Below are 12,681 nucleotides of genomic sequence, written 5' to 3'. Positions count from 1 at the left end.
ATGGCGCGGGCAATGGCACATATCACGGAGGAAAAGACAGTGAAAGTCTTCATATTGCTACTTGGGCTGTTAGTTGCCAGCACATCGATGGCGCAAAAAGAAGAGAAGCCAGACGAAGCGGCGGTTAAATCGTCACTTAATCAATATTTGTGGGATTCGGCCAGAGAAGGCGATCTCGATATCCTTCAAACGTTTATCTCCTCTCATTACAACCTTAATGTGGCGGACGAAAAAGGTTATACCGCAGTTATCCTCGCCGCTTATCATGGGCATGGTGCGGCAGTTGAAGCGTTATTGAAAGCCGGCGCCGATCCCTGCCTGCGTGATAAACGCGGTAATACCGCGCTGATGGGGGCGATTTTTAAAGGCGAAATAAAAATCGCGCGTCGGCTGATTGCGGCGGATTGCAACCCCGATGAGCGTAATCATGCCGGACAGACAGCGGCGATGTTCGCCTCGCTGTTTCAGCGTGAAGCGCTTTTGAAAGCGCTGAAAGAAAAAGGGGCCGACCTGCAAGCGACGGATGACCAAGGCAACAGCGCAGAAACCTTAGGGAAAGGGGAGTTCAGGAGCCGATAGTCAATAACCCGCATTGCTGCGGGTTATTTATTCGGCGATACGGCGAGTTGTTATTTGTAGAGGTCGGCGCTGATCGTCAGATTGTTGCCTTTGCCTTCCCACTGTCTGGTGATGTGATAGTACTTGGCGCCTTTGTCGGCAGCCCGTTTCGCAACCGCTTCAGACACCTGCGTCATACTGGAATAATTGCCGCGAAACTGTATGGAATCGAAAGGCACCATCTGTGCCGCCGTGGCGTTGTTCAGTTCCTGAATTTTAGTGCCGTCAGGCAGCGTTACAGTGTAACGCCCGCCTTTCGATGACTGTGTTTCAAAGAAGTTGCCGATGTTTCGGCTGGGGCTGCCAGAAAAAGCAACGCCAGGTATTTCGACCTTGGCCGCTTCTGCGCCCCCTGCGGCGAGCGCGGCACGGCCGGCATCGGAGTCCGCAGGGATAACGTCGCTACTCTGAAGCTGGCGTTTCGGCGCATCAGCCTTGTAGATGTAGGCCGTGACTTTCTGGTTGGCGCTTTCTGAATTGACATCGACCTGACGCACGATATAGAACGAATCCGCTTGTTTCTCTTTTGCGGCTTTGGCGATAGCATTGTTCAGATCTGGCTGGCTGTAGAAAGCCCCGCTAACAGTGACGGTATCATAGGGTTCCAGCGAGTAGGCGACATCTTTCGGCAACTCTTTCACGCCATGAAAAATACGATATTGGGTATCGTGATCCGCTTTTGGCGCATCCTTGTGATACAGGTCAACCGTGACATTCCAGTTGCCCCGTGAATTCACGTCTGACATGGATTGCACATAAAATGAATCCGCACCGGCTTTATCTGCGCGTTTTGACGCTGCGGCAACCGCTTCATTGATTGCATTAAAACGGCCTTTAAATGTGATCCTTTCAAAAGGTTGTCGCGATTCTGCCTGTTCAGGCGTCAGTTCCTGTGCTGCCTGCGCTGAAAATGCCGAAAGAGATAACAACAGAGTGGACGCAACAACAGTGGTCTTCAGCTTCATAAAAAATCCTTTCGCCTTACTTTAACTCGAATTATTTAAGGTATCGCAAACAACCATAACGGAATAAAGCTGATTATCGCACGGAATAAATTCTTATGCTTTAGCATTTTCAGTGGCGACAGGAGGTCGCGACGTTTTAGGGCGGAACAAGAAAAGTGCTAATAATAACAGTTAATGATTGTTTTCTTATCATAAGGGATATTTATCCAACTTATTGAATTAACAAGCTCGTAACACATCGTTTTTGTGAAATACCCCAGAAAAATACCTCGGCAATAATGCTACAAAAGATAGCGATGAACATGATTTTCGACCATAAAACATGGTCACCACCTACAATAACTCGGCTTTTTTGTGAAATTCATTTTATTTATGGATCACCAATCATATTTTCAGTACGTTATAAATGAGTTTGCCTGAAGTGACGTGCCACAAAAAAAGTGTGTGGCAAGAAGGGGATCAGCCTCTCTTCTTCTGTGTGGATCTGGGGATTCTGGGTGCAGCCGATCCTGGCGAATTTTGTATAACAGATAGGGTGAGAATAATAACCTTCGTTAAGATAAGCGAAAAGGGTATCAGTATGCGTATTGGTGTACCAAGAGAACGGTTGGCCAACGAAGCCCGTGTAGCAGCGACGCCGAAAACGGTTGAACAACTGCTGAAACTGGGCTTTACGGTCGCGATAGAACGTGATGCGGGGAAACTGGCAAGTTTTGACGATGCGGCCTATGAGGAAGCTGGCGCGTCGATCGTTGACAGTTCGGAAGTCTGGCAATCTGATATCGTCCTGAAGGTGAATGCGCCGCAGGATGATGAAATCGAACTGACCCGTGCAGGCAGTACGCTGGTCAGTTTTATCTGGCCAGCGCAGAATCCGGAACTGCTGGAAAAACTTGCCGCTCGTCAGGTGACGGTGTTGGCAATGGATTCCGTCCCGCGTATTTCACGCGCGCAGTCGATGGACGCACTTAGCTCCATGGCCAACATTGCCGGCTATCGTGCCATCGTTGAAGCGGCTCATGAATTTGGCCGCTTCTTTACCGGACAGATTACCGCCGCGGGCAAGGTTCCTCCGGCTAAAGTCATGATCATTGGCGCCGGCGTTGCCGGTCTGGCGGCAATCGGCGCGGCGGGTAGCCTCGGCGCTATCGTCCGAGCTTTTGACACGCGTCCTGAAGTCAAAGAGCAGGTCAAAAGTATGGGCGCCGAGTTCCTTGAACTCGATTTCGAAGAAGAAGCGGGCAGCGGTGACGGCTATGCCAAAGTCATGTCCGAAGCCTTCATCAAAGCGGAAATGGAACTGTTTGCCGCGCAGGCAAAAGAGGTCGACATTATCGTCACCACCGCATTGATCCCAGGCAAACCGGCACCGCGACTGATCACGAAAGAGATGGTGCTGAGTATGAAACCCGGCAGCGTGATTGTCGATCTGGCTGCGCAAACCGGCGGAAACTGCGAATTAACCGTTGCCGATCGGGTGACAGTAACGGAAAACGGCGTCAAAATTATCGGTTATACCGATTTACCAAGCCGCCTGCCGACGCAGTCCTCGCAGCTTTACGGTACGAACCTGGTTAACTTGCTGAAATTGCTCTGCAAAGAGAAGAATGGCGAGATTGACATCGATTTTGACGATACCGTGATCCGCGGCGTGACCGTCATTAAAGAAGGCGATGTGACATGGCCTGCGCCGCCGATTCAGGTGTCTGCTCAGCCGCAACAGGCAAAACCTGCCGCCGCCGTGGTGAAAGAAGAAGCGGTTCCAGCCTCGCCGTGGAAAAAATATGCGTTTATGGCTATCGCTATTTTACTGTTTGGCTGGCTGGCCGATGCGGCGCCAAAAGAGTTTCTGTCGCACTTTACGGTGTTTGCTCTGTCCTGCGTTGTCGGCTATTACGTCGTCTGGAATGTCAGCCACGCGCTGCATACGCCGCTGATGTCCGTCACTAACGCGATATCAGGCATTATTGTTGTCGGGGCATTGTTGCAGATTGGTCACGGTGGATGGGTTTCGTTCTTTTCATTCATCGCTGTATTAATCGCCAGCATCAATATTTTCGGTGGGTTCACCGTGACTCAGCGCATGCTGAAAATGTTCCGTAAAAACTAAGGGGTAACACATGTCTGGTGGATTAGTAACTGCTGCATACATTGTTGCCGCAATTCTGTTTATTTTCAGTTTGGCCGGGTTATCCAAGCATGAAACGTCGCAACAGGGGAATATCTTTGGCATCAGCGGGATGGCCATTGCGCTGATTGCGACGATTCTCGGGCCCGATTCAGGTAATGTGGGTTGGATCATCGTGGCGATGGTGATTGGCGGGTCAATCGGCGTGTATCTGGCACGCAAAGTCGAAATGACCGAAATGCCGGAACTGGTGGCTATTCTGCACAGTTTTGTCGGTCTGGCGGCGGTACTGGTAGGCTTTAACAGCTTCCTCGATCACGGTGAGATCACCGATCCGGTGATGGTGAATATCCATTTAACGGAAGTTTTCCTGGGGATCTTCATCGGGGCTGTTACCTTTACCGGCTCCGTGGTGGCGTTTGGCAAACTGCGTGGCAAAATTTCGTCCAAACCGTTAATGCTGCCGCATCGGCATAAAATGAATCTGGCGGCGCTGGTGGTGTCTTTCCTGCTGTTATTGGTGTTCATTAACACCGGCAGTGTGGCATTACAGGTTCTGGCGCTGATTCTGATGACGGCCATCGCGCTGGCATTTGGCTGGCATCTGGTGGCGTCGATCGGTGGTGCGGATATGCCGGTAGTCGTGTCAATGCTGAACTCCTACTCCGGTTGGGCGGCCGCGGCGGCAGGCTTCATGCTGAGCAACGATCTGCTGATTGTGACCGGTGCGCTGGTCGGTTCCTCCGGCGCCATCCTGTCTTATATTATGTGTAAGGCGATGAACCGTTCCTTTATCAGCGTGATCGCCGGGGGTTTTGGTACAGACGGCTCGTCTTCCGGTGAAAGTGAAGAAGTAGGAGAGTACCGCGAAGCATCTGCGGAAGAGGTGGCTGAGCTGCTCAAAAATTCGACGTCCGTCATCATTACGCCCGGATACGGTATGGCCGTGGCGCAGGCGCAATATCCGGTACATGACATCACCGCTAAGCTGCGCGCGCGTGGCGTCAATGTTCGTTTTGGCATCCACCCGGTGGCCGGACGTTTGCCAGGCCATATGAACGTGCTGCTGGCCGAAGCGAAAGTACCCTACGATATCGTGCTGGAAATGGATGAAATCAATGATGATTTCTCGGATACCGATACTGTTCTGGTGATTGGCGCGAACGACACGGTTAACCCCGCGGCGCAAGAGGATCCGCATAGCCCTATCGCCGGTATGCCGGTTCTGGAAGTGTGGAAAGCGCAGAATGTTATCGTGTTCAAACGCTCAATGAATACGGGCTACGCCGGTGTGCAGAACCCGCTGTTCTTTAAAGAGAACACGCAGATGCTGTTCGGTGATGCGAAAGACAGCGTTGAGGCCATTCTGAAAGCGCTTTAAGCATCATGATGTCAACGGTCAAAAGGGGCGAGAATTCGCCCCTTTTGACATGTGAAAAGAGGTTCAGCGGAAAGAATAAAAAAATGCCAGCACGAAGGCTGGCAGTGGTTGGCTCGAATATGATGACGTGTTGCAATCAGCTGTTGTCTCCGTCTTCCAGCGTAATCGGCGAAATAAAATCATCGGGTTTGATCGCGAGCAAGTCACACTTCAGGTGATCAATGACATGCTCGACGGTGTTACCAATAAAGGCGGCGGAAAGGCCGGTTCGGCCTAACGACCCCAGAACCACAATACCGGCTTGTAAATGCTCCGCCAGATCGGGAATCACTTCCTCCGGCAGACCCTTTTCCACATGCGTGACGCGCTCATCCAAACCGAATTTTTGCCTCAATGCCTTCATGGCAATCAAGTGCTGGCCTCGGATGGCATCGTTATAAACGCTGGGGTCAAAATCCGGCAATTCGATGGCAATATTGATAGGGGTAACGGGATAGGCGCTAACCAGATGCACCTCTGTCTGGTTAGCCTGTTTGGCCAGCGCCAGCGTTTCCGACACCAGCTTGATATTTAACGGATCGTGATAGGGATCTTCGCTAGCCAGATTGACGGCAACCAACGCCCGTCCTCCGGTTGGCCACGGTTGATCTTTTACCATCCAAACCGGGCAAGGGCACTTACGCAGCAGCTGCCAATCTGTCGGAGTAAAGATGACGGCCTCCAGCCGATCGTGCTGATGTGCCATTTTCAATAGCAGGTCGTGCTGGCCGGCAATAACCTCCCGGATAATGGCCTCAAATGGTTTATTGTGCCAGACCACTTTGATCTCTATCGGTATGCCCGCTTCAAGATAGTATTTACACTGCTCGGCTATCCACTCAGTGCGTTGTTGAATAACGCCCTGACGCATCTCCACTCTTTCATCGGGAGAAAGCAGGGTTGTCATCTCATAGGAAAAATCGTAAATCGGCAGAAATGCCTTAATACGGCCGCCAAGTCGCTGAACCAGGTAAACCGCCCGACGCAGCGCTGGTTGGTCATCCTGATTTGGGTCAATAGCTACCAGTAGATTCTGATACTTTGCCATAGCTCCTCCAAACAGCTGTTACTCCACAGACTGTTAATCAAGAGTACCGCAACGTAATCGATTTGGACAACAGAGAAGCCGCACAGAATGACAAAATAAGAAATATCACGAAGATAGGAAAAGACGAGAGGGGAATGACGTTGTCGACCGCGGGGACGGTGGCAACGTCAAAGAGGTTATCGACGAGAAGAGCCGGCTAACTCGGAAAGGGCTTCCACATTCTCAATTGTGATGTATTTCCCTTTTACCGCCAGAATACCGCTTTTTTGGAAACGCCCCAGCAAACGGCTGATAGTTTCAACGGTCAACCCCAGATAGTTGCCAATATCGCCGCGCGTCATGGTCAGACGGAATTCTCGCGGTGAAAAACCGCGTTCCGCAAATCGACGGGAGAGATTGTAAACAAATGCCGCCAGACGCTCTTCAGCATTCTTTTTCGACAGTAGCAGGATCATGTCCTGATCGCCGCGGATTTCACCGCTCATCAGGCGCATGATCTGCTGGCGCAAATTCGGCATTTTCCCGGAGAGATCGTCCAGCGTTTCGAAAGGGATTTCACAGACCATTGAAGTTTCTAATGCCTGAGCGAAGCTGGGGTGCAAAGCGTTACCAATCGCATCAAAACCGACCAGATCGCCGGCCAGATGAAACCCGGTGATCTGCTCGTCGCCTTGTTCCGTGATGGTGTAACTTTTTATCGTGCCTGAACGAATGGCATACAGCGATTTCAACTCATCACCTGCTTTAAACAGCGCTTGCCCCTTCTGGATAGGCTTCTTCCTTTCAATGATGTTGTCGAGCTGGTCAAGCTCGTGCTCATTCAGGGTGAAAGGGATGCATAGCTGACTGATACTGCAATCCTGACAGTGGATTGCACAACCGCCAGACTGGATGCGTCGGATAATTCGCTTTTCCGGGATCATAGGTTTTGCTCAGGCAATAATTGATATTGGTCAATTTTAACAGTTTTTATCGTCCATGATAAGACCAACAATCACGGGAATAGACCAATAAATAGTGAACTAACTATAATTTTCACAATGATATCGAGCGCTCGCCCGATATATAGTCGCGCGATGAGAAATGATAGACTCACTAACTCATTGATTAATCCGAAGCGCTAATAACGTGATGTCCTCCGGGACGGAATTACAGCGATAAATTGTTTTGCCGAGGTAAATACCCCTCGTGCGCCAATAACCACTGTTTACGATGGATACCGCCAGCGTAGCCAGTGAGCGCCCCCCCGGCACCAATCACGCGATGGCATGGAACCACAATGCTGACGGGGTTGCTGCCGTTTGCCATGCCGACCGCGCGCGCCGCGCCAGAGCGGCCCAGTTGCGTGGCCAGTTCGCCGTATGTGGTGATTTCGCCGCAGGGGATTTGACGCAACGCCTGCCAGACCTGCTGTTGAAACGCCGTCCCGACCGACGCGACGGGGAGCGAGTCAATAATCGTCGTTTCACCATCAAAATAGCGTTGCAGGCTGTCGGTTAATCCGCCGGGATTACGGCGTGACTGTAATGAAAAGGGGTCGTTTCGGTAGCTGCGGTTGAGTGAACGAAATAAATCGTCTTCGTATTCGCGCCATTCCACCGCGCGTAAGTGATTATTTCCATCAGCAATGATCAATAATTCCCCTAATGGGGTTGCCATGGTGTCCTGAAAAAAGATTTGCATGGTTAATTTCCTTGCTCGATGGCTGCTTTCTTACCACGTTTATTTAATGATCTCTAATTATCTCGCATCCGTGGGGAGATTAAAAATAAAATGCGAGAGATATCACGCCATGACACGAAAAAAGAGAAATTTGTCACGTTATCTGGCGAGAAAAACAGGCTTTCGATCACATTAAAATTTCTCTCTTTGCGAACGAATTCACAAATTACGGGCCTGGCCGCGTTTGCCGCGCCTGTCAGCTCCGCCACCGTTTCTCTCCTTGTCGCCCACCGCCTATGCTGTAGCCCATGCAATCGGGACGATACGCCACGATAGGATGAACGTTGGCGTTCGGGACAAACGTCAGGCTAGTGCATATCGCGGCAGCGTTCCGCCAGCCCGGCTAAGCGTTCTGGCGTCAGCAACATCGGCAGGAAGTGCGGGTGGGCATGACGGTGTTGTCCCAGCCAGTTTTGCAACACGTGGACAAAATGCAAGGCATCGTCTGCCGACTGCGCCAGCATCTCCCGATTAGCCCGCGTCACCCCGTAGTTGCTGATGAAGAGATGTCCCGCCACGAGCCGCTTGGTGTGGTTGAACAGTTCGGTGTAGCGCCAGGCGTACTCCCAACTGGCGACAAGGCGGGAAGCCAGTGGTTCAGGCAAAAACCGAGCCCCTTGGATCTCCCGCGCAGACCGACGCAAATGCTGGGCAAAAAACTGCATTTGCTGGCATTCCAGCGCGATCAACTGCCGTTGCGATTCACCAAATTCGGGATCGTCAGTCGGGAAGAGGGGTTGGAAAGATTGTGCCCAGTTAGCGCTACGCGTTTCCGCATGTAGCAACTGCATGGCGTTCTCAATACTAAGAGGTATCTGGCTATGATGATGCAACAAGCGCCCCAGAAAATACGGTGTCTTACACATCCAGTCATAGCTGCTGAAAAACAGTTTTTGCACCGCGTCCAACTGTGGTTTATTCAGGTGCGTGGCCCCCTTGTCGGCCAGCCAGCGCTGAAAAATCGCACCGGCGTTGAGTCGGCTTTCCGCCTGACAGGCAATGTGCGACAGGCCGAACAGATTAATCTCGTTAATCGATTCCAGCAGAGAGCTGTTATTCAGCCATTCCCAACTGATTCTGGCGCTGACCGCTTCCAGCTCGTCACCGGCAACCGCATGCGCCCAACTGAGGCGCCCCTGAATTTCATCGACCAGCATGCAGGGCAGCAGCGTCCAGCCGTAATCGATGCCCCACAGATCAAACTCGACCCACTTTTTGTACCCCTTGAAGTCAGCCAGATCGGGGTTGTTGGCAAAGCCGGGGCGATAACCCAGCGCGGTGGCTTTGATCGACGCGCGGACATCATTCGGCAAGCTATTCAGCGTGGTTTGCAATTGGCGGCGTGGCCAACTGTTATCGGTGTAATCACGCAGCACCAGCTTTTTGCTGCGCAGCCGCAGGCACTGGTGCAGGGCCTTCATGCTGTCTTGCCACTGCGATGGATGATACTCGGGGGTTTGCAGGCTAAGGATCACGCCGCTAATGTCCGGCAATGCGGCAATCGCTTCATCCAGCGTTTCACGATAAAAACGCGTCAAAAACTGACTGCTAGCCTGACTATTGCCCGAAAGGGTCGAGTCGTTAAGAAAAAATTCGGGGAATTTCTGCCTGATTTTTGCGTCGTTCGGAAACGCTTCCCCCTGAATCCACAGCTGAATCTTTTTCGACTGGCAATAGTCGCTGATGCGTTGCAAATACCCCAACGTACTTTCACGTTCATGGTTCAGGTTTTCGATTTCCGGCCCTTGACTAAACGCGGAAGGGCGAGCGAGCAGCGCCAGCATATTTTGTTGATGAATGATAAGCCCATTGAATCGGTATTGGCTGATGACGTCCATAACGTCAAGAAAATGCGGCCAATGCCAAATTAAAGGGGTATTGACTTCCAGCAGACGCAGCGGTGGATGGAAACTCATACGTTATTCACAGGGGCGATTCAACGTGAGTAAAGGGTATAAAACAATGGGATAGATCTGTCAATCAGGGGGTTTTTAGCATCCTGTTTGTATGAATGTCGTTATCAGGAGGAAATGCGCAAAGTGAAAAAGAAATATGCAGTTGTGGGAACCGGAGGACGCGCGGGCCTTTATCTGGAATCTATCGCCAGAGATTATCGGGAGCAGGGACAGTTTGTCGCTTTTTGCGATACAAACCAGACGCGAATGAATTACGCCAACCGTATTGTTCAAAAATTCGGGCATGACCGAGTGGCGACCTACCCGGCCGACCGGTTTGAGCAGATGATCGCCGAAACTAAACCGGATATTGTTATCGTGACCTCAATAGACCGCACGCATCATCACTATATTATCCGGGCCATGGCGTTAGGGTGTGATGTGATCAGTGAAAAACCGATGACGATTGACGAAGAAAAATGTCAGGCGATCATCGATGCGATTAACCGCACCGGGCGTAAATTACGCGTCACCTTTAATTACCGCTATGCGCCACATCACAGTAAAATTCGCGAATTAATTGCAGCCGGCGTTATCGGCGACGTTTATTCCGTTCATTTTGAGTGGCTGTTAAATACGGAACACGGGGCGGATTATTTCCGGCGCTGGCACCGCGACAAGCGTAACAGCGGTGGATTATTGGTTCACAAATCCACGCACCACTTCGATCTGGTGAACTTCTGGCTGAATAGCGAACCGGAAACGGTCTATGCGCAAGGCGACTTACGTTTTTACGGCAAGGAGAATGCCGAGCTACGCGGCGTGACGCAATTTTATGCCCGATCGGATAATAGCGCCGCAGCGGAAAACGACCCGTTTGCCTTACAGATGAATAAGAGCGAACAGCTGACCGCCTTATATTTAGAGGCGGAACACGAAGATGGCTATTATCGCGATAAAAGCGTATTTGATGACGGCATTAATATTGAAGATGTTCTTGGCGTGTTGGTGCGCTATAAGAATAAAGCCATCATGACCTATTCATTAAACGCCTATTTGCCCTGGGAGGGATTAAATGTGGTGTTTAATGGCAGTCAGGGCCGTCTGGAAATGAAACTGGTGGAAAAATCCTACGTCAATGGCGGTGGAGAAAAAGAGGATGAAGGGGCGCTGAATGAATGTGAAATAAAGGTTTATCCGATGTTTGACGCACCTTATACCGTACCGGTTGCCTTTCTGGCCGGTGGGCACGGCGGGGGCGATCGGGTCATGTTAAACGATCTGTTTGGTACGCCGGAACCTGACCCTTTACATCGCGCCGCCGATTATCGCGATGGCGCAATGTCTATTTTAACCGGCATTGCCGCCAATCGCTCATTACGGACTGAACGGCCCGTAAAAATAAGCGAGCTGGCGGTTAATTTAAAAAAATGAATTAATCAACAGAAAACACTTCCGCATCCGTAGTACCTGTTGCCCTATAAGGGCAGCAGGTGGAAACCTTAAATACAATAATAAGGGTTTTATTATGGCGAAAACACGGAACACGTTATCTCACCTGCTTCTTCTCTGCGCGTCTTTTCCTTTGGGCGCGACATATGCTGATGCCGCCGAACTTCGCCTCTCCTGGTGGGGAGGGAATCAACGACATGAAGCGACGCTGGCAGCGATTAATGCTTTCCAAAAAGCGCACCCGACCATTACCGTTAAAGCCGAATACGCGGGCTGGGACGGCTACCTTTCCCGTTTATCCACGCAGATGGCCGGCGGACAGGAGCCAGATGTCATTCGCATTGACTGGAACTGGCTGCCGCAATTTTCCCGTAATGGCGAGGGCTTCTATGATTTGAACAAGCAAAAAGACCGGCTGGCATTGGACGATTTTCCGCCGGGCTACCTGAAAACGGCTGATGTAAAAGGCAAACTGCAAGGGCTTCCGATTTCAATGACGTACCGGAGCATGATCTACAATAAAACGACCTGGGATAAAGCGGGCATCGCCTATCCGCAAACCTGGGACGAATTGTTTGCCGCGGGGCCGGTGTTTAAACAAAAGCTGGGTGACAATTACTACCCACTCGGCGCCGCTCAGGGGGCAAGCGATGCATTAGATATTCTCACGCTCGGGCGTAGCTATATGGCGCAAAAATACGGTATCGATCTGATCGATGAACAAAATCAGCGTATCGCCTATAGCCGTGAACAGGTACGCGAGCTTTTCGCCTTCTACAAAAAACTGGTTGATTCACATGTGCTCCCTGACCAGCGTTATTTCTCCTCATTCGGGCGCTCCAACGTGTATGAAATCCGCCCATGGATTAACGGTGAGCTGGCCGGTATGTATTTGTGGGATTCGGCTATCTATACCTATTCCAGCAACATGCCGAAAGAGACCGAACTGGAAACCGGACCGTTTATTACCCTGTCTGGCGCGAAAGATTCGGGGATAACCACCAAACCGTCCTCGCTGTTTGCGATTGGTAAAAATAGTAAGCATCCTGAAGAAGCGGCAATGCTGATAAATTTCATGTTAAGTCACCCGGAAGGCGTTAAGGCGCTGGGGTTGCAAAACGGGATGCCCGCCAACCCGAAGGCACAAAAAATGCTGGAAGAGAGCGGCGTAATCAATCCAGACAACCTGTTAGCAAATGCCTACCGGGCGGCAGCGGCGCAGCCTGAATCAAAGGTCCCCGTTTCTCCGTTTATGGAAAATCAGGAACTGGTGCAGTTGTGGACGAACAGCCTGCAAAAGCTTGATTATGGCAAGGGTGAGGTGAATCAGGTCGCCGATGATTTTTTAAGCAACGCTAACCGGATATTAAAACGCGCAATTCGATAGCAACCACGAATAATCTACGATGCCGTATGTTATCCATACGGCATCC

Annotated in this window: 10 protein-coding genes; 5 read left to right on the top strand and 5 right to left on the bottom strand. The window is 51.1% G+C overall.

The window, feature by feature from the left end:
* The first annotated feature begins 12 nt into the window (after positions 1 to 12).
* A complete protein-coding gene (locus EDC54_RS09560) occupies positions 13 to 579 on the top strand; it encodes an ankyrin repeat domain-containing protein (RefSeq protein WP_132455565.1) in 567 nt (188 codons plus the stop codon).
* Positions 580 to 629: 50 nt separating this feature from the next.
* On the opposite strand, the gene ydgH is transcribed toward EDC54_RS09560, so the two are convergent.
* On the bottom strand, positions 630 to 1,583 hold the full coding sequence (ydgH, locus tag EDC54_RS09555; protein WP_132455563.1) for a DUF1471 family protein YdgH: 954 nt from the start codon (positions 1,581 to 1,583) through the stop codon (positions 630 to 632).
* A 580-nt stretch (positions 1,584 to 2,163) separates the two neighbouring features.
* Here ydgH and pntA point away from each other — a divergent pair.
* Positions 2,164 to 3,693, top strand: coding sequence for a Re/Si-specific NAD(P)(+) transhydrogenase subunit alpha (pntA, locus tag EDC54_RS09550; RefSeq protein ID WP_132455561.1), 1,530 nt, complete (start codon positions 2,164 to 2,166; stop codon positions 3,691 to 3,693).
* Between the two features lie 10 nt (positions 3,694 to 3,703).
* Positions 3,704 to 5,092 (top strand): Re/Si-specific NAD(P)(+) transhydrogenase subunit beta, encoded by a 1,389-nt coding sequence (gene pntB / locus EDC54_RS09545; protein ID WP_132455559.1) that lies wholly within the window; start codon positions 3,704 to 3,706, stop codon positions 5,090 to 5,092.
* 136 nt (positions 5,093 to 5,228) lie between these two features.
* Here the strand turns inward: pntB and uspE are convergent, their stop codons facing one another.
* The 4 genes from uspE to EDC54_RS09525 form a co-directional block, all read right to left on the bottom strand.
* Positions 5,229 to 6,179 (bottom strand): universal stress protein UspE, encoded by a 951-nt coding sequence (uspE, locus tag EDC54_RS09540; RefSeq protein ID WP_132455557.1) that lies wholly within the window; start codon positions 6,177 to 6,179, stop codon positions 5,229 to 5,231.
* A gap of 176 nt (positions 6,180 to 6,355) precedes the next feature.
* A complete protein-coding gene (locus EDC54_RS09535) occupies positions 6,356 to 7,102 on the bottom strand; it encodes an FNR family transcription factor (protein ID WP_132455556.1) in 747 nt (248 codons plus the stop codon).
* Between the two features lie 226 nt (positions 7,103 to 7,328).
* On the bottom strand, positions 7,329 to 7,862 hold the full coding sequence (gene ogt / locus EDC54_RS09530; protein WP_132455554.1) for a methylated-DNA--[protein]-cysteine S-methyltransferase: 534 nt from the start codon (positions 7,860 to 7,862) through the stop codon (positions 7,329 to 7,331).
* A gap of 347 nt (positions 7,863 to 8,209) precedes the next feature.
* A complete protein-coding gene (locus tag EDC54_RS09525; protein ID WP_132455552.1) occupies positions 8,210 to 9,817 on the bottom strand; it encodes a hypothetical protein in 1,608 nt (535 codons plus the stop codon).
* Between the two features lie 123 nt (positions 9,818 to 9,940).
* On the opposite strand from EDC54_RS09525, the gene EDC54_RS09520 reads away from it, so the two are divergent.
* Entirely contained in the window at positions 9,941 to 11,230 is a 1,290-nt protein-coding gene (locus EDC54_RS09520; RefSeq protein WP_132455624.1) for a Gfo/Idh/MocA family oxidoreductase, read from the top strand.
* Positions 11,231 to 11,324: 94 nt separating this feature from the next.
* Entirely contained in the window at positions 11,325 to 12,635 is a 1,311-nt protein-coding gene (locus tag EDC54_RS09515; protein WP_132455550.1) for an ABC transporter substrate-binding protein, read from the top strand.
* The last annotated feature ends 46 nt before the right edge of the window (positions 12,636 to 12,681 follow it).

The organism is Samsonia erythrinae, from assembly GCF_004342665.1.
Lineage (GTDB): Bacteria > Pseudomonadota > Gammaproteobacteria > Enterobacterales > Enterobacteriaceae > Samsonia > Samsonia erythrinae.
This window is presented reverse-complemented; position numbering and strand designations above follow the sequence as displayed.